At 61.2% G+C, this 24,899-nt stretch carries 18 protein-coding genes; 14 read left to right on the plus strand and 4 right to left on the minus strand.

Going from position 1 to position 24,899, the window contains the following annotated elements; translation table 11 throughout:
• Positions 1-38: 38 nt before the first annotated feature.
• The 3 genes from ACN0SO_RS22115 to ACN0SO_RS22125 are packed head-to-tail and all read right to left on the minus strand — an operon-like array spanning position 39 to position 3,747.
• Complete coding sequence (locus ACN0SO_RS22115; RefSeq protein ID WP_417681165.1) at positions 39-2,420, minus strand: xanthine dehydrogenase family protein molybdopterin-binding subunit; 2,382 nt, start codon at positions 2,418-2,420, stop codon at positions 39-41.
• The gene (locus ACN0SO_RS22120) at positions 2,417-2,917 is read right to left on the minus strand and encodes a (2Fe-2S)-binding protein (RefSeq protein ID WP_417681167.1); all 501 of its coding nucleotides are present in this window, start codon (positions 2,915-2,917) and stop codon (positions 2,417-2,419) included. Before ACN0SO_RS22120 ends, ACN0SO_RS22115 begins: the two co-directional genes overlap by 4 nt.
• Positions 2,914-3,747 carry an FAD binding domain-containing protein gene (locus ACN0SO_RS22125; RefSeq protein ID WP_417681169.1) on the minus strand — a complete coding sequence of 278 codons (834 nt, stop codon included), beginning with the start codon at positions 3,745-3,747 and terminating at the stop codon, positions 2,914-2,916. The genes ACN0SO_RS22120 and ACN0SO_RS22125 overlap by 4 nt, the downstream gene beginning before the upstream one ends.
• Before the next feature lie 151 nt (positions 3,748-3,898).
• Between ACN0SO_RS22125 and ACN0SO_RS22130 the strand changes: the two genes are divergently transcribed.
• From ACN0SO_RS22130 to cysG, 12 genes are all read left to right on the plus strand, one after another.
• Positions 3,899-4,528, plus strand: coding sequence for a TetR/AcrR family transcriptional regulator (locus ACN0SO_RS22130; protein WP_417681171.1), 630 nt, complete (start codon positions 3,899-3,901; stop codon positions 4,526-4,528).
• A gap of 210 nt (positions 4,529-4,738) precedes the next feature.
• Positions 4,739-5,326, plus strand: a complete 588-nt coding sequence (locus ACN0SO_RS22135) for an ANTAR domain-containing response regulator (protein ID WP_417681173.1) — start codon at positions 4,739-4,741, stop codon at positions 5,324-5,326.
• Positions 5,327-5,388: 62 nt separating this feature from the next.
• Entirely contained in the window at positions 5,389-6,573 is a 1,185-nt protein-coding gene (locus tag ACN0SO_RS22140) for a CmpA/NrtA family ABC transporter substrate-binding protein (protein WP_417681175.1), read from the plus strand.
• Between the two features lie 357 nt (positions 6,574-6,930).
• Entirely contained in the window at positions 6,931-8,313 is a 1,383-nt protein-coding gene (locus ACN0SO_RS22145) for a CmpA/NrtA family ABC transporter substrate-binding protein (RefSeq protein WP_417681177.1), read from the plus strand.
• 88 nt (positions 8,314-8,401) lie between these two features.
• Positions 8,402-9,484: an ABC transporter permease gene (locus ACN0SO_RS22150; protein WP_417681179.1), complete on the plus strand. Its 1,083-nt coding sequence runs from the start codon at positions 8,402-8,404 to the stop codon at positions 9,482-9,484.
• Positions 9,485-9,494: 10 nt separating this feature from the next.
• Positions 9,495-11,255: an ABC transporter ATP-binding protein gene (locus ACN0SO_RS22155; RefSeq protein ID WP_417681181.1), complete on the plus strand. Its 1,761-nt coding sequence runs from the start codon at positions 9,495-9,497 to the stop codon at positions 11,253-11,255.
• A gap of 27 nt (positions 11,256-11,282) precedes the next feature.
• Positions 11,283-13,733 carry a nitrite reductase large subunit NirB gene (gene nirB, locus ACN0SO_RS22160; protein ID WP_417681183.1) on the plus strand — a complete coding sequence of 817 codons (2,451 nt, stop codon included), beginning with the start codon at positions 11,283-11,285 and terminating at the stop codon, positions 13,731-13,733.
• Positions 13,734-13,738: 5 nt separating this feature from the next.
• The gene (gene nirD / locus ACN0SO_RS22165) at positions 13,739-14,056 is read left to right on the plus strand and encodes a nitrite reductase small subunit NirD (protein WP_417681243.1); all 318 of its coding nucleotides are present in this window, start codon (positions 13,739-13,741) and stop codon (positions 14,054-14,056) included.
• An 84-nt stretch (positions 14,057-14,140) separates the two neighbouring features.
• Positions 14,141-14,986, plus strand: coding sequence for a formate/nitrite transporter family protein (locus ACN0SO_RS22170; RefSeq protein ID WP_417681185.1), 846 nt, complete (start codon positions 14,141-14,143; stop codon positions 14,984-14,986).
• A gap of 65 nt (positions 14,987-15,051) precedes the next feature.
• Positions 15,052-16,785, plus strand: coding sequence for a protein kinase domain-containing protein (locus tag ACN0SO_RS22175; RefSeq protein ID WP_417681244.1), 1,734 nt, complete (start codon positions 15,052-15,054; stop codon positions 16,783-16,785).
• A 9-nt stretch (positions 16,786-16,794) separates the two neighbouring features.
• Complete coding sequence (locus ACN0SO_RS22180) at positions 16,795-19,488, plus strand: molybdopterin-dependent oxidoreductase (RefSeq protein WP_417681187.1); 2,694 nt, start codon at positions 16,795-16,797, stop codon at positions 19,486-19,488.
• A complete protein-coding gene (cysG, locus tag ACN0SO_RS22185; protein WP_417681189.1) occupies positions 19,463-20,959 on the plus strand; it encodes a siroheme synthase CysG in 1,497 nt (498 codons plus the stop codon). Before ACN0SO_RS22180 ends, cysG begins: the two co-directional genes overlap by 26 nt.
• 132 nt (positions 20,960-21,091) lie before the next feature.
• Here the strand turns inward: cysG and ACN0SO_RS22190 are convergent, their stop codons facing one another.
• On the minus strand, positions 21,092-21,790 hold the full coding sequence (locus tag ACN0SO_RS22190) for a cyclic nucleotide-binding domain-containing protein (RefSeq protein WP_417681191.1): 699 nt from the start codon (positions 21,788-21,790) through the stop codon (positions 21,092-21,094).
• A gap of 258 nt (positions 21,791-22,048) precedes the next feature.
• Here ACN0SO_RS22190 and ACN0SO_RS22195 point away from each other — a divergent pair, with 258 nt between their 5' ends.
• Both ACN0SO_RS22195 and ACN0SO_RS22200 read left to right on the plus strand, forming a co-directional pair.
• Positions 22,049-23,416, plus strand: a complete 1,368-nt coding sequence (locus tag ACN0SO_RS22195) for an MFS transporter (RefSeq protein WP_417681193.1) — start codon at positions 22,049-22,051, stop codon at positions 23,414-23,416.
• 62 nt (positions 23,417-23,478) lie between these two features.
• The gene (locus ACN0SO_RS22200) at positions 23,479-24,873 is read left to right on the plus strand and encodes a NarK family nitrate/nitrite MFS transporter (RefSeq protein WP_417681195.1); all 1,395 of its coding nucleotides are present in this window, start codon (positions 23,479-23,481) and stop codon (positions 24,871-24,873) included.
• Positions 24,874-24,899 lie beyond the last annotated feature (26 nt).

The raw sequence follows: 24,899 nt of genomic DNA on the forward strand, positions 1-24,899 counted from the left end.
CCAGGTTACGGGGCTCTTCCTCCAAAGCCCCATTCGGTTCAGTCCTCCAGGGCCCCAAGTGCCCGAAGGATCCGTTCAGGCGTGAACGGCATCTCGGTGACCTGCGCGCCCATGGGCCGCAAGGCATCGTTGATTGCATTCATGACGGCAGCCGGAGACCCGGCCGTTCCGGCTTCCCCGGCGCCCTTGGCGCCGAGCAGGCTTTCCTGCGTCGGGGTCTCCACGTGACCGATGACCATGTCGGGCATCTCGGCCGCCATGGGGACCAGATAATCCGCCATGGATCCGTTCAGGAGCTGGCCGTCGGCGTCATAGTGGATTTCCTCAAACAGCGCGCCGCCCAGCCCCTGGACGATCCCGCCGCGGATCTGTTCGTCGACGAGCTGCGGGTTGATCACCCGCCCGCAATCCTCGACGCACCAATGCTTGAGAAGCTTCACGATCCCGGTGTCGGTATCGACCTCCAGATAGGAGGCCTGAATACCGTTGGTGAAGGCAAACGGATAGTCGGAGGTGATGTAGTGCCGGGTCTGGACCAGCTCGCGCGGCAGTCCCTTCGGCAGCGTATCGCCGCGGAAATAGACGATCCGGCCCAGTTCCTCCAGCGGCATCCGTGCCTCGCCCGTCGCACTGTCGACCACGGCGCCATCCCGGATATCGAGCTTCGATTGTTCCGCCTGGAGCATAGCCGCCGCCACTTCGAGGATCGAGTCGCGAAGCGCTCGGGCCGCCTGCAGGGCGGCCTCGCCGCCGATGCCAGCCCCGCGCGAGGCCCATGTTCCGCCGCCGTAGGGCGTGACCTGGGTATCGCCGGTGATCACGCGGACCCTGGAGGGCGATACACCAACTCCCTCGGCCACGACCTGGCTCAGCATCGCCTCGGTTCCCTGTCCCTGTTCGGTCACGCCGGACAGGGCCACGATTGAACCGTCGGGATCCATCCGCACCGTGCATCCGTCCTGTGCGGAGATCCGCGCGCCGCCGATGCCGTACATGAACGGGGAGGGGTTGGTCAGCTCGATAAAGCTGGCAATGCCGATCCCGCGATGGATGCCCTGCTTGCGCAGCTCCGCCTGCTCGGCCCTAAGACCGTCGTAATCCATCAGCTCCAGGAGCTTGTTCAGCGAGGCGTGGTGCGACAGGCCCTCGAACCGCATGTTGGCGGGCGAGGTCGCCGGATAGGCGTCGTCCCGGAACAAGTTGCGCCGGCGGATTTCGACCGGGTCCATCCCGATCTCCGCAGCGGCCATGTCGACAAGCCCTTCCGTGATCGCAACCGCGATCGGATGTCCCACCGCACGGTACTGGCAGGTGGGTGTCTTGTTCTGGAAGACGACCGTCGTCTTCGCGCGGTAGTGCTTGAAATCGTATGGGCCGCCGCAGAGGTTCACCACCTGGTTGCCCTCGATGGCGGAGGTGCGCGGATAGACCGAATAGGCGCCGATCGCCGTCCAGTCGTCCACGTCCATGGCGACGATCGTGCCGTCTTCCTGGACCGCGATCTTCGCCTCGATTTCGTGATCGCGGGCGTGGATGTCGCTGGTAAAGCTCTCCAGCCGGTCGGCCACGAACTTGACCGGTCGGCCCATGATCTTTGCAATGGCAGCGGTTGCCACTTCGTCCGGATAGACATGGACCTTGATGCCGTAGGATCCGCCAACATCCTCGCAGATGACCCGGACACGGCCTTCCGGCAGGCCGAGATGTTCCGCCAGAACCGTCTGGATCATGTGCGGTGCCTGGGTCGCATGATAGGCGGTCATCTGTTCTTCGGCCGGGTTCCAGTCGACAAGGATGGAGCGCGGTTCCAGGGTCACGCCCGTGTGCCGGCCGGTGACGAACCGTGCCGATATCACCTTGTGGGCGGACTGCATGGCCGCATCGACATCGCCTTGCTCGTGCAGGCGCTGGAAGGCGAGGTTGTCGCCCATGTCCGCGTGCAGCACGGGGGTATCGGCATCGAGCGCGCTCATCATGTCGGTCACGACCGGAAGCGGTTCATAGTCCACGTCGATCAGGGCGGCGCCGTCTTCGGCGGCGGCGCGCGAGGTCGCGACCACGGCCGCCACGGGCTCGCCCACCCAGCAGGCCCGGTCGAGAGCGATCGGATATTCGGGCGGGGACTTGAGGCCTTTCAGGTGCGCGAGAACCGCCACCCAGGGCGTGCACACCTTTGCAATGTCCTCCCCGGTGAAGACCCGCAGAACGCCCTTCACGTTCAGGGCCTCGGCGGCATCTATGCCGTTGATCTTGGCATGCGCAAACGGGGAGCGGACGAAGGCGACGTGGACCAGACGGGGCAGCACGATGTCGTCCACATATATGCCGCGTCCCTGCACGAGCCGCTTGGCGTTCGGACGGGGAACCGTCTTGCCGATGTAGGAATTGGGCCGGTCCGGATTTCCGAATTGAATGGTCATGCCGCCCCCCTTTCGGCGCGCGCGCGCGCCACGGTCTCGACCGCATCCACGATCGCTTCATATCCCGTGCAGCGGCAGTAGTTCCCGGACAGGTGTTCCCGGATGTCGGCGCGGGAGGGGACGCCTCCGCCTGCGAGCAATTCTTTCGCCGCGACAAGCATTCCAGGGGTACAGAACCCGCACTGGAGCGCATTGCGTTCCACGAACGCCTCTTGCAGATCGTTGATTTCGGCCGTGTCGGACAGGCCTTCCACGGTCCATACCTCGGAGCCGTCGGCTTGCGCGGCAAGCATCAGGCAGCCGCGCACCGCCTTGCCGTCGACCTGCACGGTGCAGGCGCCGCAAACACCGTGTTCGCAACTGGCATGGGCCCCGGTCAGGCCGAGTGACGTGCGCAGGAAGTCCACGAGATGCTGGCCGGCCGGGACGCGTGCCTCGACCGGTTCGCCGTTCACCGTGAGGCCGATATCGACCTTGTCCCGAAACATGTCCGTCATTCACTTTCTCCCCGGATCGATGCCGCGGCGCGGCGCAGCAGGATGCCGGCAAGATGACGGCGATAGGTGGCGGTTGCCTGTGTGTCGGACGACGGATCGATGTCTGCCTGCAGCGCGCGGACAGCGCCTTCGATGTCGCCCCGGTCGAGTTCCGCCATCGCCTGCACGGCCAGAACCGGTTTGGGAGCAACGGAAAACAGCGAAAGCCTGTGTTTGCCCGAGCGCTGTACCAGGCAGACGCCGGCAAGCGCGTAATCGCCGGACCGGCGGGCGACTTCGGTGATCGTCTGCCGCTCGTCCGGCCCGGCCTTCGGGATCGAGAGGCCCGTCAGGATTTCACCGTCCTGGATGGCCGTTTCGAAGAGGTCATGGAAGAAATCTTCAGCCGGGATGTCGCGGCGTCCATTCAATCCTTCCACATGAAGGGTCGCGCCGAGCGCAAGCACGCAAGCCGGAAACTCCGCGGCCGGATCCGCATGGGCGAGCGCCCCTCCGATCGTGCCGCGGTTGCGGATCGCGGCATGGGCGATAAACGCAACGGCCTGGGAAAGGAGAGGGGCGTGATCCCGGATCAGGGCGTTGCGCCCGATCTCCGCATGGGGCGTCAGCGCCCCGATCCAAAGGCTGTCGGACGTTTCCCGGACACCGGCCAGTTCTCCGATCCGCGAGATATCGATCAGGATGTCGCCTGTGGAAAGCCGCATGTTCATGGCGGCGATCAGGCTCTGGCCGCCCGCAAGAACGCGACCGCTACCATCGCTGGCGGCAAGCATTTCCAAGGCCTGCCGCACGTCGGATGCACGAGCATAGCCGCCCGCCGATGCCTTCATGGCGTCTCCCTCCCTTGTTGCGACGCCTCCTCGCGTCGCTTATTGAGCAGATGCTCACTATTATTGAGCAAATGATCTATAAAAAGCGAGAGATTGCAAGTAGAATATTGCGTGACGTATGACGGGGCGCCGAAAGAGGGATGCGAACGGAATGGCAAAAGTCGATGAATGTGACGAGCGGTCGAGCCGCCGGAGGTTGCCTCCCGGCGAGCGCCGCCAGCAGATCGTCGACGGTGCCGTCGCCTTCTTCGCGGAGGTCGGACTTGAGGGGAATACGCGCGACCTCGCCAAGCGGCTCGGGGTGACACAGTCGCTTCTGTTCAACTATTTTGCGACCAAGGACGACCTGATCGAGGCGGTTTACGAGCAGGTCTATCTCAACCGCCTGTCGCCCGACTGGCCCGCTCGCCTGACCGACCGCTCGGTCTCGCTCAGGCAGCGGCTGCTCGACTTCTATACCGAGTACAGCACGCTCATCTTCCAGTATGAGTGGATGCGGATCTTCATGTTTTCCGGTCTCTACGGCGCGCAGCTCAACCGCCGCTATCTCAAGCATCTGGGCGACGTGATCCTGCGGCCGTTGCTTGGCGAAATCGAGTTCGCGGCGCAGTCGGACGAAGTTCCGGTGATGGAAGACATCTGGAACCTGCACGGCGGCATCGTCTATATCGGCATCCGCCAGCACATCTACCGCATGCCGTGCCCGGACGACCCGTCCGAGGCCATATCGAGAGCTGTGGACCGTTTCCTGTTGTCGTTCGGGGTCGAGCACGGCGATTGATCCGACCGGCGCGAAACGAGCGCTCCATCGCGGAGGTGTTTTGTACCTGCAATCCGTACGTGCCGCAGTGGCGGATTACCCATGCGGATCGAAGCGGTTCACGGCCGGATTCGAAAGGGATGCTAATCGTTTGTTGTTTTTTGCCGGTAGAGAGGTTACCGCAGTGCAATATTGATTTGCACAAAATATGAACATGCGCATAATTACGCCATGAGCCCTTCGCTTTCCATTCTCGTGATCGACGACAACAGGATCCGTGCCTCTATCATCGAGCAGGGGTTGCGCGATGCCGGGCACGATAAGGTCATTCTGATCGATCAGATGGATGGCCTGGTGCGCCAGATCACCGATATCGATCCGGATGTGATCGTTATCGACCTGGAAAATCCGAACCGGGATCAGCTTGAGCATATTTTCCAGATTTCCCGCGCCGTTCGGCGGCCCATTGCCATGTTCGTCGACAAATCCGAGAGCGGCTCCATCGAGGCAGCGGTCGACGCGGGTGTGTCGGCCTATGTGGTCGACGGTCTGAAGAAAGAGCGCGTGAAACCCATTCTCGATATGGCGATCAGTCGTTTTCGCGCCTTTTCCCGGCTGACGGATGAACTGGAGGAAGCCAAAAACGAATTGGCCGACCGCAAGACGATCGACCGGGCGAAGGGCATTCTCATGAAATCCAGAGGCATATCGGAACCGGAGGCCTATGACCTCCTGCGCCGGACCGCCATGAACCAGAGCCGCAAGATCATCGATGTGGCCCAAAGTCTGATAATCGCGAGCGGATTGCTCGAAGGGTAGGCCGTTGTGACCGAAAGAAAAAAGATGGGTTGGTTGCGCCAGGCGAGACGGGATAGGGGCAAATGACCTCTACATCCGCAAAAACAGTGATTGCCGGCTTCATTCCCCTGCTGGACAGCGCCTTGCTGGTGGCCGCCGCCCGGTTCGGGTTTGCCGAAGAGGAGGGCATTGAGCTCAAGCTGGTACGGGAAACCTCCTGGGCAAACATCAGGGACCGGATCTCCATCGGTCACTTCGATGTTGCTCACATGCTGGCGCCCATGCCGATCGCGGCAACGCTCAATCTGACTTCCCTGGCGGTTCCGATGCTGGCGCCGATGACCCTTGGACTCGGCGGCAATGCCATTACGGTTTCCCTGTCGCTATGGGTCGAGATGAAGGGGGAAGGTTCGGATGGCGCGGGAGATCCCGCGTCCACCGGTAAGGCGCTGGCAAAGGTCATTTCCATCCGTCGGTCCAGGGGAAAAGAACCGCTCCGGTTCGCCGTGGTGCACCCCTTTTCCGGTCATGCCTATGAATTGCGCTATTGGCTCGCCGCCGCCGGGATCGATCCCGATCAGGATGTGGAAATCACCGTCTTGCCGCCGCCCTTGATGCCGGACGCATTGGCGGCCGGGCGGATAGACGGATATTGCGTCGGCGAGCCCTGGAACACGATTTCGGTTCAAAAAGGTCAAGGACGCATCGTCACCTTCAAGGATGCGATCTGGCCGTCCAGTCCCGAAAAGGTCCTCGGCACGAGCCAAAGCTGGGCGGATAGCAATGGGGAGACGCTGCAGGCATTGATCCGCGCCCTGGTGAAGGCTGCCGGCTGGTGCGCGAATTGGGATAACGCGGAGGAGTTGGCACGTCTGCTGGCCGATCCGGAGTATCTGGATTGCTCTCCCGAAACCTGTATTCCCGCTTTGACGGGCAAGCTGCAGTTGGAGGCGGACGTCTCGCTGGATGTGCCGCGGTTCATGTCTTTCGCCGCCCCGGATGCTTTGTGTCCGGTAAGTGCCGATGGCCTGTGGTTCTATTCCCAGATGGTTCGGTGGGGACAGGCTGTCTATTCGAAACGGGACGCTGAGAAGGTTGTCGGCACATTCGATGACGGGCTCTACAGAAAGGCGCTGGGGGGCGAAGGTTTCGGCTCTCGTGCGTCACAGGCGCCAAAACAGTTTTTTGACGGGGTCGAATTCAATCCCGTCGATCTCGGTAGATATATCGAATCCTTCCCGACCCATTCACGCCGAACCGAAGTCTAGGTTTATTGTGCATTGCGCAATTTTTCATCAGATTGATTGCATGCTGCGCTGAAAATTAGAGCAGCGTCCGGAAACGATGAAGATTCAGAATTTTGATAAGATGCTGAAATAAAATAATAAAAAGCGAAACAACGAAACTGGCACGCTCCCTGCAGGGTTGGTAGCGAGCCAAAGATGGCCTTCCAGAGAGTTACGTCCGACGCAGGACGTTCAGGCAAAGCCGCCGATGCGACCGAAACATGCACCTCCCGCATGTAGGTCCGTCGGCGGCTTTTTTTGTTTTTCGACATGGCCCTGAGAAGGGTGCTTGCCAGATAGAGGGATCAGCAAGTGACCAGGAAACAGCAGACATTGACGATGACCCGACGCGCCGCACTGGGTGTGCTGGTCGCAGCAGGCCTGACCGGGGTGTCGGGTGCGGCTCAAGCCGACATGCTCGACGTGGAAAAGGACGAACTGAAATTCGGCTTCATCAAGTTGACCGATATGGCCCCGCTCGCCATTGCCTATGAGAAGGGCTACTTCGAGGACGAGGGTCTTTATGTGACCCTGGAACCGCAGGCGAACTGGAAAGTCCTGCTCGACCGGGTGATCACCGGCGAGCTCGACGGTGCGCATATGCTGGCCGGGCAACCGCTGGCGGCCACCATCGGTTTCGGCACAAAGGCGCATATCGTCACCCCGTTCTCCATGGACCTCAACGGCAACGGCATCACCGTTTCCAACGAGGTTTTCGAGATGATGAAGCCGCACCTGGAAATGGGCGCGGACGGCAAGCCGGTCCATCCGATCAAGGCAACCGCCCTGAAGCCCGTGGTCGACAAGTTCAAGTCCGAAGGCAAGTCCTTCAACATGGGCATGGTGTTCCCGGTCTCCACCCATAACTATGAGCTGCGCTACTGGCTGGCATCCGGCGATATCAATCCCGGCTTCTATTCCAAGACCGACATTTCCGGGCAGATCAAGGCGGATGCACTGCTGTCCGTCACGCCGCCGCCGCAGATGCCGGCAACGCTCGAGGCCGGCACGATCTACGGCTACTGCGTTGGCGAGCCGTGGAACCAGCAGGCCGTGTTCAAGGGGATCGGCGTCCCGGTGATTACCGACTACGAGATCTGGAAGAACAACCCGGAAAAGGTCTTCGGTCTCACCAAGGAGTTCACCGAGGAATATCCGAACACCACGCTGGCGATCACCAAGGCGCTGATCCGGGCGGCCAAATGGCTGGATGAGAACGACAACGCCAACCGTATGGAAGCGGTCGAGATCCTGTCGCGCTCCCAATATGTCGGCGCGGACAAGGAAGTCATTGCCAACTCCATGACCGGGACCTTCGAATACGAGAAGGGCGACAAGCGTGACGTTCCCGACTTCAACGTCTTCTATCGCTACTTCGCGACCTACCCCTACTACTCGGATGCCGTCTGGTATCTGACCCAGATGCGCCGTTGGGGCCAGATCGGCGAGTACAAGCCGGACAGCTGGTACGACGAAGTCGCCAGGTCCGTCTATCGCCCGGAGATCTACCTGCAGGCCGCGAAGATGCTGGTCGAGGAAGGCCTCGTGGACGAGGCGGACTTTCCCTGGGAAACCGACGGTTACCGCGATCCGACACCGGCGTCCGACATCATTGACGGCATTCCCTACGACGGTCGCACACCCAACGCCTACATCGACAGCCTGCCGATCGGCCTGAAAGGCAACCAGATGGTCGACGGCAACCAGGTGGTCGGCGGCTAAGGCCGCCGGCAGCAGGGGCGGCGGGCAATCCTCACAGTCTGCCGCCCCCCCGATCCGACTTTTGGTTTCAAGACAAAGGACCATCTCCATGGCCAATGCCGATACAGCCGCCACGCAGGAGATTACCCGCGCCGAGCGCCGCGAACGGCTATTCACGCGGATCAACAAGGCTTCGGGCTGGCTGGACGCACTCGGGTTTTCCTGGCTTGTCCCGCTCCTGAAAATAGCCGCCGGCGACAGCGTCCGCGAACAGATGCATGAGTTGAAGCGCGTGCTGCTGATCCCGCTGATCGGCATCGCCGCCTTCCTGGTTCTCTGGGGCGTCCTGGCTCCGCAGATCCAGACCTCTCTCGGCGCCGTTCCGGGGCCTGCGCAGGTCTGGACGCAAACGGTCAATCTGTGGAAGGACCACGTCCGTGAGCGCGAGAAAGCCGCCGCTTTCTACGAGCGCCAGGAAGATCGCAACGCCAAGCTGGAAGCGGCGGGCAAGACCGATCGGGTCAAGTGGCGCAGCTATACCGGCAAGCCGACTTATATCGATCAGATCGGCACCTCGCTGAAAACCGTCGGCCTCGGTTTCCTGATCGCGACCATCATCGCGGTTCCGCTCGGGATCGCCTCCGGCCTGTCGCGCAGCTTCAACGGCGCGATCAATCCGCTGATCCAGATATTCAAACCGGTTTCGCCGCTCGCCTGGTTGCCGATCGTGACCATGATCGTATCCGCGCTCTATGTCGATCCGGTTGATTGGCTGTCCAAGTCCCTGCTGATCTCAGCCGTCACGGTGACGCTGTGTTCCATGTGGCCGACCCTGATCAATACCGCGCTCGGTGTGGCCTCTGTCGACAAGGACCTGATGAATGTCGGCCGGGTGCTGCAACTGCCGACAATGAAGACCGTCACCAAACTGGTGCTGCCGTCGTCGTTGCCGCTGATCTTCACCGGCCTGCGTCTGTCGCTCGGTGTGGGCTGGATGGTGCTGATCGCCGCCGAGATGCTCGCCCAGAATCCGGGCCTTGGAAAATTCGTCTGGGATGAATTCCAGAACGGGTCCTCCCAGTCGCTCGCCAAGATCATGGTCGCCGTCTTCACCATCGGCATCATCGGCTTTGCGCTCGACAGGCTGATGTATGCCCTGCAGCGCGCCTTCACTTTCTCGGCAAACCGGTAGGGAGAGGCAGATGGCGTATCTCGAAATCTCCAATATCTCCAAATCTTACGGTGAAGGTGCGAGCCGCACCGACGTCCTGGACGATATCAACCTGAAAGTGGAAGACGGCGAATTCATCGCCATCGTCGGCTTTTCCGGCACCGGTAAAACGACGTTGATTTCCCTGCTGGCCGGCCTGATCGAACCGGATACGGGCGGTATCGTCTTCAAGGGAAAGGAAATCGACGGCCCGAGCCCTGAGCGCGGCGTCGTATTCCAGTCCTATTCGCTGATGCCGTGGCTGACGGTTGCCGGCAACGTCGGTCTCGCCGTCGATGCGGTTTTCAAGAAGAAGCCGGCGTCCGAGCGCAAGGCCATCGCCGACAGGTATATCGAGATGGTCGGTCTGGCCCATGCACGGGACCGCAAGCCGGCGGAACTCTCAGGCGGCATGCGCCAGCGGGTTGCGGTGGCCCGGGCACTGGCCATGCAACCGGACCTTCTCCTGCTCGACGAGCCGCTGTCGGCGCTGGACGCGCTGACGCGGGCCAAGCTGCAGGATGAGTTCGCCGCCATTTGCGAGCAGGAAAAGAAAACCATTTTCCTGATCACCAATGACGTGGACGAAGCGATCCTGCTCGCCGACCGGATCATCCCGTTGAAGCCGGGCACCAAGGCGACCCTGGGTCCGGAATTCAAGGTGCCGTTTGCCCGGCCGCGCGATCGGTCCGAGCTTAATCACGACGACGATTTCATCAGGCTGCGGGCCGAAGTGACCGAGTATCTGATGGAAGTCGGTGCCGAGCGCGGTGCGGATCTCGAACGGGATATCGTGCTGCCGAACATCGTGCCGATCACGCAAAAACCTTCGAAAAAGGATGACAGACTTCCTGAAGCCTACGAGCGTGTCGCCCAGTCGCCGATCGAGGACCGTTATCTGGATTTCAGCCAGTTGAAGAAGGTCTATCCGACACCGAAGGGGCCGCTCACGGTCGTCGACGGTTTCGATCTGAAAATGAAGAAGGGCGAGTTCGTCACCCTGATCGGCCATTCCGGCTGCGGCAAGTCGACGGTTCTTTCCATGGTGGCCGGGCTCAATCCGATCACGGAAGGCGCGATCGTGCTGGATGGCACGCATGTCACCCAGGCCGGTCCGGACCGCGCGGTGGTCTTCCAGGCGCCGTCCCTGATGCCCTGGCTGACGGCTTACGAGAATGTCGAGCTTGGTGTCGACAAGGTCTATCCGGATGCGTCGAAGTCCGAAAAGAACGATGTCATCGAGTATTACCTGTCGAAGGTCGGCCTCGGGGATTCCTTGCACAAGCCGGCGGCGGACATGTCCAACGGCATGAAGCAACGTGTCGGCATTGCCCGCGCCTTTGCCCTGTCGCCGAAACTGCTCCTGCTCGACGAGCCCTTCGGCATGCTCGACAGCCTGACCCGCTGGGAACTGCAGGACGTGCTGATGGACGTCTGGACCCGCACCCAGGTGACGGCCGTCTGCGTCACCCACGACGTGGACGAGGCGATCCTGCTCGCCGACCGGGTGGTCATGATGTCCAACGGTCCGAACGCGAAGATCGGCAACATCATGGACGTGGACCTGCCGCGTCCGCGCTCGCGCAAGGCGCTGCTCGCCCACGCCGACTACTACGCTTATCGCGAGGAACTGCTCGACTTCCTCGAAGCTTATGAGGGCGGGGCAAACCCGAGCGAAACACAACTCAAGTCCATTCAGGAAAAGCGCGCCACGCGGCTGGCCCGCCAGAAGGCCGGCTCTGCCGCCGCCTGAAAGCGACACCCTCTCAGGGAGAACGAAATGACAAAACAAAAGCTGGTCATCATCGGCAACGGAATGGCTCCCGGGCGGATGCTCGAACATCTGCTGGAAGCCGCACCCGACGCCTACGACATCACCATTTTCAATGCCGAACCGCGGGTCAATTACGACCGGATCATGCTGTCGCCGGTGCTGTCCGGTGAGAAATCCTACGAGGAAATCGTCATTCACGGCGATGGCTGGTACATCGAGCACGGCATCATGCTCTACAAGGGGCACAAGATCGTCGGGATCGACCGGGAAGCCAAGACCGTCACCTCCGATCATGGCGAAGTCGCCTCCTACGACAAGCTGGTGATTGCGACCGGGTCCGTACCGTTCATCATTCCGGTGCCGGGCAAGGACCTGCAGGGCGTCCTGAGTTATCGCGACCTGGACGACGTCAACGCCATGCTGCTGGCCGCCCAGAGCCGGGAAAGGGCGGTGGTCATCGGCGGTGGACTGCTCGGGCTTGAAGCCGCAGCCGGCCTGCAGGCCCGCGGGATGGAGGTTACCGTTCTGCATCTGATGCCGACCCTGATGGAACGGCAGCTTGATCCGTCCGCGGGGCACCTGCTGGAGAAGGCGCTGGAAGCCCGCGGCATCAAGGTGATCACCAAGGCCAATACCAAAGCGATCCTCGGTGATACGAAAGTCGAGGGCGTTGAGCTTGAGGACGGCACGGTCATTCCGGCCACGCTTGTGGTGATGGCGGCCGGGATCCGCCCGAATGCCTGGCTTGCCACGGAAGCCGGTCTGGAGGTCAACCGGGGGATTGTCGTCGGGGACGGCATGCAGACCAGCGATCCCGATATCTATGCGCTTGGCGAATGCGCCGAGGTTGGCGGTCAGGTCTACGGCCTGGTCGCACCCCTTTATGAGATGGCGCGGGTTGCCGCGAACCATCTGGCCGGCGAGGGGACGGCCTCTTTTGTCCACGCCGACACGCCGACCAAACTCAAGGTCACGGGTATCGACCTGTTCTCTCTAGGAGATTTCGCCGAAGGCGAGGACCGGGAAGAAATCGTGCTCCGCGATGCGGCCGCCGGCGTCTACAAGCGCCTGGTTCTGCAGGATAACAAGATCATCGGCACGGTGCTCTACGGAGAAACCGCCGACGGTGCGTGGTTCAACGATCTGAAGAAGAAGGAGACGGACGTCTCCGACATGCGCGATACCCTCATCTTCGGCCAGGCATATCAGGGGGGCGAACCCCTGGACCCTACGGCGGCCGTTGCAGCCTTGCCGGATGATGCGGAAATCTGCGGCTGCAACGGCGTATGCAAGGGCAAGATCGTCGGCGCGATCAGGGAAAAGGGCCTGACAACGCTCGACGACGTGCGTGCACATACAAAGGCATCCGCTTCCTGCGGCACCTGTACCGGGCTTGTCGAGAACCTGATGCTGGCAACGCTTGGCGATTCCTATAATCCGGCCGCGGTCAGCCCCATGTGCGGCTGTACGCCCCTCGGGCACAACGAGGTTCGCCGGCTGATCAAGGCCAAGGAACTGAAGACCATTCCGGATGTCATGCAGGCGCTCGAATGGAAATCCTCCGGCGGTTGCGCCAAGTGCCGGCCGGCGTTGAACTACTATCTCGTCAGCGACTGGCCGGATGAATATGCCGACGACTACCAGTCCCGGTTCATCAACGAACGCGTCCACGCGAACATCCAGAAAGACGGCACCTATTCGGTCGTTCCGCGCATGTGGGGCGGCATGACCTCGTCCACGGAACTGCGCGCCATCGCCGACGTGGTCGACAAGTACAACATCCCGGCGGTGAAGTGCACCGGCGGCCAGCGCATCGACATGTTGGGCATCAAGAAAGAAGATCTGCCCGCAGTCTGGGCCGATCTCGGCAAGGCCGGTTTCGTGTCGGGTCATGCCTATGCCAAGGGGCTGCGCACGGTGAAAACCTGTGTGGGATCCGACTGGTGCCGGTTCGGAACTCAGGATTCCACTGGTCTTGGTGTCCGGCTGGAGAAGTTCCTCTGGGGATCCTGGACGCCGGCCAAGGTCAAGCTCGCCGTCTCCGGCTGTCCGCGCAACTGCGCGGAAGCCACCTGCAAGGATGTTGGCGTCATCTGCGTCGACAGCGGTTTCGAGATCCATTTCGCCGGAGCCGCCGGCCTCGATATCAAGGGCACGGAAGTGCTTGGCCAGGTGAAGACCGAGGACGAGGCCGTCGAATACATCACCGCTTTGATCCAGATGTACCGCGAACAGGGCCATTACCTGGAGCGGATCTACAAGTGGGCCAAGAGGATCGGTTACGACGAGGTCCGCCGCCAGATCATGGATGATCCGGACAGGCGCAAGGCCTACTACGACCGTTTCGTCTTCTCCCAGAAATTCGCTCAGGTCGACCCGTGGTCGGAACGCGTGTCCGGCAAGGACAAGCACGAGTTCAAGCCCATGGCGACGCTTCTTCCGGAGGCTGCAGAATGAACGCGATGACAGGAAGCTGGGTCGCCATCGGCTCGATCGAAGACGTTCCGCGCCAGGGCGCGCGGTGTGTGAAGAACGGCGACATGACCATCGCGATATTTCGCACCGCGGACGATCGGGTCTTCGCACTTGAAGACAAGTGTCCGCACAGGAACGGACCGCTGTCGCAAGGGATCGTCCACGACGGTTGCGTCACCTGTCCGCTGCACAACTGGGTCATCAACCTGGAAACGGGCGCAGCCCAGGGGGCGGACGAAGGCGAAACACGGGCATTCCCGGTGAAGCTGGAAGGCGAGACGGTTTTTCTCGCTCTCGGGGCCTGATCCCGGGCCGAGTTCAGGAGGAAACGCCCGAGGGGGCAGCATAAGCCGATAACGGCCATCACCATTCAGTCAAGGGGCTAACAGATGTCATATGTAACGCCACAAGAATTCGCCACAAAGATGATCGACGCCGGCGAGTCGAAGATTTTCATGTCCACGAAGGATACGCTGATCCGTGCCTACATGGCCGGCGCCATCCTGGCCCTTGCAGCCGCCTTTGCGGTCACGATTGCCGTGAATACCAGCGACTTTCTCGTGGCGTCGATCCTCTTTCCGGTCGGCTTCTGCATGCTTTACCTGCTTGGTTTCGACCTTTTGACCGGGGTTTTCACCCTGGCGCCGCTGGCCGTGATCGCCAAGCGTCCCGGCTGCACCTGGGGCGGTGTGCTCCGTAACTGGGGCCTGGTGTTCTGCGGCAACTTCGCCGGGGCCCTGACCACGGCCGTCTTCATGGCGATCATCTTCACCATGGGCTTCAGTCAGGAGCCGAATGCCATTGGCCAGAAGATCGGCAAGATCGGTGAAGCACGGACCCTCGGTTATGCCGCGGCCGGCTGGGCGGGTCTGCTGACCGTCTTTATCCGCGCCGTGATGTGCAACTGGATGGTCTCCACCGGTGTGGTGGCCGCGATGATGTCCAACTCCGTCTCCGGCAAGATCATGGCCATGTGGATGCCGATCCTGGTGTTCTTCTACCTTGGTTTCGAGCACTCGATCGTGAACATGTTCCTGTTCCCCTCCGGGATCATGCTCGGCGGCAACTTCACCTGGTTCGATTACTTCGCATACAATGAAATTCCCGTTGTGGTCGGCAACCTTGTCGGCGGTCTGACCTTCGTAGGCGGCATGATCTACGCAACCCATTACAAGACCTCCCCCAAGCGCAACGTCGGCTACGAAACCGCCAAGGTATCCGCGCCGGCTGAATAAGCCTTCGATCAAGTCGGTTCCGCCATACAGGCGGGACCGGCCCCAAAGGGATGACTTCCGTGCTGATGCAAGTCCTAAGTCCAAGACTGTCTGTTTCGATCGGCCAACATTCGTCGCCCGGACGGAAGGCATCGAACCAGGACTTCTGTGGAGCAATGGTTCCGGTCGGGCAGCCGCTTGTTCTCAAGGGAGCGGCTCTCGCGCTGGCGGATGGAATATCAACGAGTGACGTCAGCCGGTTGGCCGCGGAAACGGCGGTCAAATCCTTCCTGGACGATTATTATTGCACCTCGGATGCATGGTCGGTCAGGACGGCGGCTACGCGCGTCATATCCGCCGCCAATTCCTGGCTTCATGCGCAGAACGATCCGGATCTGCCGCAGGACCGGGGCCATGTGTGCACCTTTGACGCCATCGTGTTCAAAGGCCGCCGGGCTCATCTCTTTCATGTGGGCGACGCACGTATTTGGCGCATTTCCGGCGACACGCTGGAACAGCTGACCACGGATCACCGGATTCAGGTCTCTGAAGGGACAAGCTATCTGGCGCGCGCCATCGGGCTCGGCGGTATGCTCGATATCGACTACCAGGACCTGAACCTGTCGACCGGCGATACTTTTGTTCTCACCACCGATGGCGTGCATGACTTTGTGGCGCCGAAAACCATCGCGTCCCTGATCGCGGCAAATGACGATCTGGATGACGCGGCGAAAGCAGTTGTCCAAACTGCATTGGACGCCGGCAGCGATGACAATCTGACCATTCAGATCGCCCGGATCGACCGATTACCTGACGTCGATGCAACCAACATTCTGGAAGGGGAAGACACCCGTCCGCCGGCGCCTCTGTTGCAGGCATCTTCGGACTTCGAAGGCTATCGCATTCTCCGCGAGCTGCATGCCAGCAGCCGCAGCCATATTTATCTCGCTGCCGACGAAGAGACAGGCGTCAACGTCGCCCTCAAGGTGCCGTCCATAGACCTGCGTGGCGATGCCGGGTACCTGCGTCGCTTCGCCATGGAGGAATGGGTCGCGCGGCGCCTGAATTCGCCGCATGTGCTGAAGGCTGTGCCCGTTACCCGTGACCGGGAACATCTGTTTGTCGTCACGGAGTATGTCGAGGGCCTGACCCTGCGCCAGTGGATGACGGACAATCCTCAACCGGACCTGGAAACCGTTCGCGGCATCATCGAACAGATCGCGGCGGGCCTGCGTGCCTTTCACCGCCAGGGCATGTTGCATCAGGACCTGCGACCGGAAAACATCATGATCAGTTCGGACGGAGTGGTGAAGATCATCGACTTCGGGTCCGTTCTGATTGCAGGCGTTCTGGAAGCTGCGCCCGGTCTGGACGACAGGGAAATTCTTGGAACCCATCAATACAGCGCCCCGGAGTATTTCCTCGGGTATCGGGGCACGGAACGGTCCGACCAGTTCGCGCTCGGCGTCGTCGCCTATGAAATGCTGACCGGCAGACTTCCCTACGGAGACAAGGTCTCCAGGGCCACCAGCCAGAAGGCGCAGAATGCTCTGGTCTACCGGTCCGCGGCCTCCCAGACGGCGAGGGTGCCGGATTGGGTGGATGGTGCACTGGCGCGCGCCGTGCACGTCGATCCCGGCAAACGCTACGAGGCGTTGAGCGCATTTCTTGAGGACATTCGCCGGCCGAACGCAGGTCTCCGTCCGGACAGAATGGTTCCCTTTGCAGAAAGGGACCCGGTGCGCTTCTGGCAAATCATCTCCGGGGTCATGGCGATCCTGTGCATCGCGCTCCTTTTTCAACTTCTGGGCAAGTCATGAGGCAATCGGATGACCAAGTCTGAAAACCAGATCAAAACGACATGCCCCTATTGCGGCGTTGGCTGCGGTGTCATTGCGACGAAAAAGGCCGATGGCACGGTGACGATCAAGGGTGATCGAAATCACCCGGCAAATTACGGCCGGCTGTGCTCCAAGGGCTCTGCACTTCACGAAACCCTGTCGCTTGATGACCGTCTTCTATATCCCGAAATCGATGGCGAGCGGGCCGCCTGGAATGAAGCGCTTGATCTGGTGGCGGAAACCTTCTCCGCCACGATTGCCGAACACGGTCCGGACAGTGTCGCCTTCTACGTTTCCGGCCAGATCCTGACGGAAGATTATTACGTCGCCAACAAGCTGATGAAAGGCTACATCGGCTCGGCCAACATCGACACCAATTCGCGTCTCTGCATGGCCTCTTCCGTCGCGGGGCATCGGCGCGCCTTCGGTTCCGACACGGTTCCGGGCACCTACGAGGATCTGGACCAGGCTGATCTGGTCGTTCTGGTCGGGTCCAACCTCTCCTGGTGCCATCCGGTGTTGTTTCAGCGTATCGAGGCAGCCAAGGCTCGGAATCCGGCCATGCGGATCGTCGCGATCGATCCGCGCCGTACCGCCACCTGCGAACTGGCAGATCTCCATCTGGCCTTGGCGCCGGATACGGATGTCGCACTTTTCAATGGCCTGCTCGCCTTCTTGCGGGAAACCAATGCCATCGACAGCACCTACATCGAGCGTCACACCAAGGGGTATCAAGATGCCCTGAAAAGCGCCGGGCCCTGCGACATTTCGAAGATTGCCCGGATCACGGGCCTGTCCCGTCAGGACATCGCAACCTTCTTTGCAATGGTGGCGCGGACGGAAAAGACGGTCACCGTCTACAGCCAGGGCGTCAACCAGTCGGTGTCCGGTACGGACAAGGTCAATGCGATCATTAACACCCATCTGGTGACCGGGCGCATCGGGCGACCGGGAATGGGGCCGTTTTCCGTGACCGGTCAGCCAAACGCCATGGGAGGCCGCGAGGTCGGCGGCCTTGCCAACATGCTGGCCTGCCACATGAATATCGAAAATCCGGATCATCGAAATCTGGTGCAGAGGTTCTGGAACAGCCCGGCCATGGCCGAGCGCGCCGGGCTGAAAGCCGTCGACATGTTCAAGGCCGTGCGCGATGGACGGATCAAGGCGATCTGGATCATGGCCACCAATCCGGTCGACAGCCTTCCCGATGCGGATGAAGTGGCTCTGGCCTTGAAGTCCTGCCCCTTTGTGGTTGTCTCGGACGTTACGAAAGAAACCGATACGGCAGCCTATGCCGATGTGCTTTTGCCGGCCGCCGCCTGGGGTGAGAAGGACGGCACGGTCACCAATTCCGAACGCCGCATCTCCCGGCAAACGGGTTTCCTGCCGCATCCCGCAGCGGCAAAACCGGACTGGTGGATTATCGCCGAGGTCGCCAGGCGCATGGGCTTTGCGGAGGCCTTCGACTATTCGGGCCCGCACGGGATCTTTTCCGAATATGCAGCCTTGTCGGCCTATGAAAACTATGGCTCGCGCGATTTCGACATCGGCGCTTTCGCAGGGATCGACGCGGAAGCCTATGACAGGCTTGAGCCGGTTCAATGGCCGCGTCCAGCCGGCGAAACCGCCCGTGACAAACGCTTCTTCGCCGGTGGCGGGTTCTACACCGAAGACCGCAAGGCGAATTTCGTCGCGGTCGAGTTCACCGAACCGCGCAAGCTGGCGCGCAAGTTTCCCTTCGTGCTGAACACCGGGCGGATCCGGGACCAGTGGCACACAATGACCCGAACCGGCAAAACGCCGCGCCTGTTCGCCCATATCGCGGAACCCTATGCCGAACTGCATCCGGAAGACGCTCAGGCGATCGGTGTTCGGGATGCGGAACTGGTTGAAGTCGCAAGTCCGCACGGCAAGATCGTGGTACGGGCCCTGATCAGCGAAAAGGCGAACATGGGCTCGGTCTTCGTACCCATGCACTGGACCGATCAATTCGCTTCCAATGCGCGGGTGGATGCGGTCGTGGCGCCGGAAACCGACCGGTTCTCCGGGCAGCCGGGATCGAAGTTCACCCCGGCCGCAGTCAGCAAGGTCGAGTGTGCCTGGTATGGCTTTGCCATTTTCAAGGACAAGCCGGGTACTATCGGCACGGATTATTGGGCGCTCGCACAGGCTGACGGTGGTTGGCGGCTGGAGCTGGCGGGCCTTCAGCGCGGTGATTTCGAAGACCTGTGTCGCTCGCTTTGTCCGGGCGCGAGGGATAACGAAACAGACCTTTTGAGTTACGTCGACGAGCGTGGTGGGTCCGCCCGTTATGCCATCTGGCAAAACGATCAACTGATCGCGGCCTTCTTCTTCGCGTTATCCCCGGTCGAAGTTTCCCGCCAATGGGCCTGTAACCATCTGGGCAGCAAGCCGGCCAACGCCGCCGACCGGTATCGCATCCTGGCGGGACGGCCATCCGCGGACCGGCCCGACTGCGGGGCCATCGTCTGCTCCTGTTTCCAGGTCGGGGTCAACCAGATCATCGAAGCCGCGAAAAACGGCGCAACCGGAGTTGCCGCGATCGGCGAAACCCTGCAGGCCGGGACCAACTGCGGCTCCTGCCGCTCGGAAATCAATTCTCTCCTGAATGACCTTGCCGCGAAAGGAGCGCACGATGACGACATCGCGAAAGCCGGTTGAGGTAAAACCCTCCCGCCAGCCGGCCCGAATGGGTGAACTCGCCTGCCTGCCGGTCTTCTTTCAGCTCCAGGCGCGAAAGGCGCTTGTCGCCGGCGGTACCGAAGCGGCAGCCTGGAAGGCGGAACTCTTGGGCGCGGCAGGCGCGGAAGTGCATGTCTACGCCGATACTTTGGACCCGGCGATGGAAAAGCTACTGCTCGCGGGAAGCGTCAGTGGTTCCTTCGTTCACCATGCCGAAAAGTGGAACGCGATCAGTTTCGTCGAAATGACTCTAGCCATCGCCGATGCGGAAACGGAAGAAGAGGCCAGGGCCTTTTACGATGCCGGTAGGGCGACCGGTGTTCCGGTCAATGTCATCGATAACCCGCCTTATTGCGACTTCCAGTTCGGCTCCATCGTCAACCGTTCGCCCGTTGTGATCGGCATTTCGACCAACGGCGTTGCGCCCATCCTGGGCCAGGCGATCCGCCGCCGCATCGAGACGCTTCTGCCTTCCGGTCTCGCCGGCTGGGCGAAACTGGCGGGCCGGGTTCGGGCCGGTGTCATGGAACGCCTGTCTCCCGGGCCGCAGCGTCGGCGGTTTTGGGAAGCCTTCACGGAGTTGGCTTTTTCCGAAAAGGCAGCTCCGGAAGCCGACGGCGGGATGGCCGACCTGATCGGCGAGACAGGTCTTGCCCAGCCGGTAAATCAGGGCCGGGTGACCCTTGTCGGCGCGGGACCGGGATGTGCGGAGTTCCTGACATTGAAGGCCGTGCGGGCATTACAGGGCGCGGATGTCATCCTGTTCGACGACCTTGTTGCCGACGAGGTCCTGGAACTTGCCCGCCGTGAGGCCAGGCGCATGCTGGTCGGCAAGCGTGGCGGCCGCGAAAGCTGTCGCCAGGAAGACATCAACGACATGATGGTGTCGCTTGCCAAACAGGGAAAGAATGTCGTTCGTCTGAAATCCGGAGATCCGATGATCTTCGGTCGGGCGGGCGAGGAAATCGAACGGCTGAAGACAGAAGGCATTCCGGTGTCCGTGGTGCCGGGCATCACCGCCGCCTCGGCCATGGCAGCCGAACTCGGCATTTCGCTGACACATCGCGATCACGCCCAGTCCGTGCGGTTCGTCACCGGACATTCGCGCAAGGGAGACTTGCCGCAGACAGTGAACTGGTCGGGCCTGACCGATCCGGCAACGACGACAATCTTTTACATGGGCGCGCGTATGGCTGGACGGATCAGTGCGCGGCTGATGAGGGAGGGCGCCTCAGCCGACTTGCCCGTTGTGGCTGTTTCGGGAATCTCCCGTCAGAGTGAACGGCGCTGGGCGGGGCGGCTTGAAGATCTTGCGGCGGGCGTGTCGACACTGGATACCGGTGAACCGGTGCTGATCGGTGCAGGAAGCGTATTCCATTCAAGTTTAGCGGCAATTGTCGAAGAAACATCCGCTCCCGTCATGGACAGCCCCATTCGCGTCAGCCGATAAACCTGCGCGCTGCTGAATGGAGGGGCCCCCTCGAGCCTGGCGGGAATCGCGACGCTTCACCCGATAAAACATGCACCTGCGGATGAAGGCCGGCTTAGGGATTGAGCGCCATGCTCGACTATAATAGCCCTGTCAGGTGGCTCGGTCGTCGATCAGCGGATTCGGTTTCGCCAGATTCGTCAGCGACGGCACATCCTTAAGGTGAATGGTGCCGCCGTCGACTTCGACGCCATAGGGTTTCAGGGTGTTGAAGGCGCGCGACAGATTCTCCGGGGTCATCGCCAGCATGGACGCAAGCCGGCGCTTGTCATGGGGCAGCTCGAGACTTCCCGTCGCCCCCTGGTCTTCGTGGTATCTCAAAAGCCGGTTGGCGAGCCGCTCCACGGCGGATCTGAGTTTCAGGCTCTTGTGTTCCTTGACGACGCCGCGATAGCAACTGGCGAGTTCCACGATGATGGCGCGGGCGAAAGCGGCGTCGTTTTCGAACGCTGTCCTGACGTTTTCCGCTGGAATAAGCAGGATCTTGGACTTGTCGCACGTGCGTGCCGACATGAGGTAGACCGCGTCCTTCAGCACCGCTGCCAGGATGAAGGTACCGACAGGACGGACCATGCCCATCGTGGCCGAGCGGCCGTTGGAGTTCGCATATAGCTCGACACAGCCTTCGATCACCACATAAAGAAAATCTGCCGGATCGCCCTCGGTGATCAGGTCGAGCTGGTTCGGAAAGGTCTGGAGGTAGGCAGCCTGCATCATGGAGGCGAAATTGGCGTCGGACATCGTGCTGAACAGTCGAAGGTCCCTGACCTCCGGCAAATCACTGGGTCGCATCCGCTTTTCCCTCCCCTCCAGGGCTTGATAAATATCAAGATTGCGTTTGCCGGTTTTAGCAATCCGGTTTCGGTTTCGCAAACGGCCTTTTGACCTAACGTTTCTCGCATCTTGATGGCACATGGAGCAACACTTGTTTGTATCCGGACCGCCTTTCCTTTTGATCGAAGTCAATCATGTCCGCGGCCGTGAGCGCATTCTCTCCTCACCTGAAACAGGTTCGGCACGGGGTTGCCGCCTAATCGAAGGGGTAGAAAAATGCATTCGCTGGAAGGAGTCACGCGCCCGGACCAATATAGGGCGCTCGGACTGAGCACCTTCGCCTTCACGGTGTGCTTCGCAGTTTGGACGATCTTTTCCATCATCGGTGTGAAAATCAAAGGCGAGCTCGGCCTGAGCGATACCCAGTTCGGCCTGCTTGTCGCCACACCTGTCCTGACCGGATCGGTCAGCCGTATCTTCCTCGGCGTGTGGACCGAACAGTTCGGCGGCCGGCTCATGTTCCCGCTGCAGATGCTTGTAACGGCCGTGTGCGTCTGGTTGCTGACGTCGGTCCGCACCTATGAAGTCTTCCTGGTGGCGGCTTTGGGTCTCGGCCTTGCCGGCGGATCCTTCATCATCGGCGTCGCTTATGTGTCCCAGTGGTTTGAAAAGGAACGGCAAGGGACTGCGCTTGGAATTTTCGGCGCCGGTAACGTCGGCGCAGCCGTCACGAACTTTGCCGCCCCTTTCCTGGTGGTTGCGCTCGGCTGGGAGGGCACGGCCCGCGTCTATGCCGTCGTCCTGGCGGCAACCGCCGTTCTGTTCTACCTGCTGAGCAAGGACGATCCGGCTCAGGCCGCGCGCAAGAGGACCGGTGCCCGGGCCGTTTCGGCAGCCGAACAGCTTGCCCCGCTGAAAAACATCCAGGTCTGGCGCTTTGCCACCTACTACTTTTTCGTCTTTGGCGCTTTCGTCGCGTTGGCTTCCTTCCTGCCGCGTTACTACGTCGGCGCCTACGGGTTGGAACTGACGACGGCCGGCGTCTTCGCCGGGCTCTATTCCCTGCCGGGATCCGTGTTCCGCGCGCTGGGCGGCTGGATGTCGGACAAGTGGGGAGCCCGCTTCGTCATGTACCTGACGTTCATCGTGTCGCTCGTCTGCCTGTTCATCATGAGTTATCCGCAGACCCACTACACGGTTAAGGGCATTTCCGACACGATCAACTTCGACTTCGGCGTCAGCGTGACCCTGTTCGTGGCCCTGACGGTGGTGCTCGGCTTTGTCATGAGCCTCGGCAAGGCCGCCGTCTACAAGCACATCCCGGTCTACTATCCGCATCACGTCGGCGCTGTCGGCGGTCTCGTGGGCATGATCGGTGGCCTGGGCGGTTTCTTCCTGCCGATCGCCTTCGGCATCCTGCTGGATGCCACCGGTGTCTGGACCGCTCCCTACATGCTGATGTTCGTGCTGGTCGCCATTTCGACCATCTGGATGCATGTCGCCATCCGCCGGATGGAACGCCAGCGCCATCCCGCTCTGGCAGAGGAAAAATACCTCTCCGACGTGCCCGAGCAGCCGATTGGCAAATCGCAAAAGACTGTTGGTCAGGTCAACACGGCCGAGCGCCCCAGTTTAGCCCAATGACCTGACCCGGCAGGCCGCCTTGGGCGGCCTGCCGCCCAAGTTTCCAACTCAAGGAAAAAACAATGGCAATCGCAACAGCACAGCCCGGCCAGAAAGGGCATGTATTGATAGACTGGCACCCGGAAGACCCAAAATTCTGGGAAAGCCGGGGCAGGGCAATCGCAAGCCGCAACCTCTGGATTTCCATCCCCTGCCTCCTGCTGGCCTTCTCGGTCTGGATGGTGTGGTCGGTCGTGGTGGCAAAGATGCCGGCCATCGGCTTCAACTTCACCGTCGGCGAGCGATTCTGGCTGGCCGCGCTGCCCGGCCTGTCCGGCGCCACCTTGCGCATCTTCTACAGCTTCATGATCCCGATCTTCGGCGGCCGGAAATGGACCGCCATTTCCACCGCATCGCTGCTCCTGCCGGCCATCGGCATCGGCTTTGCGGTTCAGGATCCGAACACCTCCTACATGACCTTCCTGATCCTCGCGCTTCTGTGCGGCTTCGGCGGCGGTAACTTCGCCTCCTCCATGGCGAACATCGCCTACTTCTACCCGAAGAAGACCAAGGGCAATGCGCTCGCTCTCAACGCCGGCCTCGGCAATGCGGGCGTGTCGGTCATGCAGTTCGTGGTTCCGCTGGTGATCACCGCCGGTGTCTTCGGATCCTTTGGCGGCGAACCCCAGACCCTGAGCGACGGCGGCCAGCTGTGGCTGCAGAATGCCGGCTTCATCTGGGTGCCGTTTATCGTGCTGTCGACGATTGCCGCCTGGTTCGGCATGAATGACATCGCCGATGCCCGTGCGAGCTTCAAGGAACAGTCGATCATCTTTTCCCGCAAGCACAACTGGATCATGTGCATCCTCTACACCGGCACCTTCGGGTCGTTCATTGGTTATTCCGCGGGCTTCCCGCTCCTGATGAAGACCCAGTTCCCGGATGTGGACGTGCTGCAATACGCTTTCCTTGGGCCCCTGGTCGGCGCGCTGAGCCGGGCGGCGACAGGCTGGATCTCCGACAAGTTCGGCGGCGGCCGGGTGACCTTCTGGACCTTCCTGGGGATGATCATCGCCGTCGGCGGCGTGCTCTTCTTCCTCGGCATCAAGGAACAGCCGGGCGCGTTCTGGGGCTTCTTCTCCTGCTTCATGGCCCTGTTCTTCCTGACCGGTGTCGGTAATGCCTCCACCTTCCAGATGATCCCCTCGATCATGCGCCAGGAAGTGCCGCGGCTGATGCCTCAGCTTGAAGGCGAAAGCCTGCTGAAGCAATCGGAACGCGAGAGCGCGGCCATTATCGCCTTCACCTCTGCGATCGCCGCCTACGGCGCGTTCTTTATCCCGAAATCCTACGGCACCTCGATCGCCATGACCGGTGGTCCCGAAGCCGCCCTGTGGACCTTCGGCGTGTTTTACGCGCTCTGTGTGGTGATCACCTGGGCCTTTTACTCCCGAAAGAACGCGCCTGTTCCCTGCTGAACCGGCGTGTGGAAAGGAGAGGAGAA

Source organism: Roseibium sp. (assembly GCF_048260565.1).
Taxonomy (GTDB): Bacteria; Pseudomonadota; Alphaproteobacteria; order Rhizobiales; family Stappiaceae; genus Roseibium.

Excerpts from the sequence above, each read along its gene's own strand:
- ACN0SO_RS22115 (WP_417681165.1), bottom strand. The coding sequence starts at position 2,420 with ATGACCATTCAATTCGGAAATCCGGACCGGCCCAATTCCTACATCGGC.
- ACN0SO_RS22120 (WP_417681167.1), bottom strand. The coding sequence starts at position 2,917 with ATGACGGACATGTTTCGGGACAAGGTCGATATCGGCCTCACGGTGAAC.
- ACN0SO_RS22125 (WP_417681169.1), bottom strand. The coding sequence starts at position 3,747 with ATGAAGGCATCGGCGGGCGGCTATGCTCGTGCATCCGACGTGCGGCAG.
- ACN0SO_RS22130 (WP_417681171.1), top strand. The coding sequence starts at position 3,899 with ATGGCAAAAGTCGATGAATGTGACGAGCGGTCGAGCCGCCGGAGGTTG.
- ACN0SO_RS22135 (WP_417681173.1), top strand. The coding sequence starts at position 4,739 with ATGAGCCCTTCGCTTTCCATTCTCGTGATCGACGACAACAGGATCCGT.
- ACN0SO_RS22140 (WP_417681175.1), top strand. The coding sequence starts at position 5,389 with ATGACCTCTACATCCGCAAAAACAGTGATTGCCGGCTTCATTCCCCTG.
- ACN0SO_RS22145 (WP_417681177.1), top strand. The coding sequence starts at position 6,931 with ATGACCCGACGCGCCGCACTGGGTGTGCTGGTCGCAGCAGGCCTGACC.
- ACN0SO_RS22150 (WP_417681179.1), top strand. The coding sequence starts at position 8,402 with ATGGCCAATGCCGATACAGCCGCCACGCAGGAGATTACCCGCGCCGAG.
- ACN0SO_RS22155 (WP_417681181.1), top strand. The coding sequence starts at position 9,495 with ATGGCGTATCTCGAAATCTCCAATATCTCCAAATCTTACGGTGAAGGT.
- nirB (WP_417681183.1), top strand. The coding sequence starts at position 11,283 with ATGACAAAACAAAAGCTGGTCATCATCGGCAACGGAATGGCTCCCGGG.
- nirD (WP_417681243.1), top strand. The coding sequence starts at position 13,739 with ATGACAGGAAGCTGGGTCGCCATCGGCTCGATCGAAGACGTTCCGCGC.
- ACN0SO_RS22170 (WP_417681185.1), top strand. The coding sequence starts at position 14,141 with ATGTCATATGTAACGCCACAAGAATTCGCCACAAAGATGATCGACGCC.
- ACN0SO_RS22175 (WP_417681244.1), top strand. The coding sequence starts at position 15,052 with ATGCAAGTCCTAAGTCCAAGACTGTCTGTTTCGATCGGCCAACATTCG.
- ACN0SO_RS22180 (WP_417681187.1), top strand. The coding sequence starts at position 16,795 with ATGACCAAGTCTGAAAACCAGATCAAAACGACATGCCCCTATTGCGGC.
- cysG (WP_417681189.1), top strand. The coding sequence starts at position 19,463 with ATGACGACATCGCGAAAGCCGGTTGAGGTAAAACCCTCCCGCCAGCCG.
- ACN0SO_RS22190 (WP_417681191.1), bottom strand. The coding sequence starts at position 21,790 with ATGCGACCCAGTGATTTGCCGGAGGTCAGGGACCTTCGACTGTTCAGC.
- ACN0SO_RS22195 (WP_417681193.1), top strand. The coding sequence starts at position 22,049 with ATGCATTCGCTGGAAGGAGTCACGCGCCCGGACCAATATAGGGCGCTC.
- ACN0SO_RS22200 (WP_417681195.1), top strand. The coding sequence starts at position 23,479 with ATGGCAATCGCAACAGCACAGCCCGGCCAGAAAGGGCATGTATTGATA.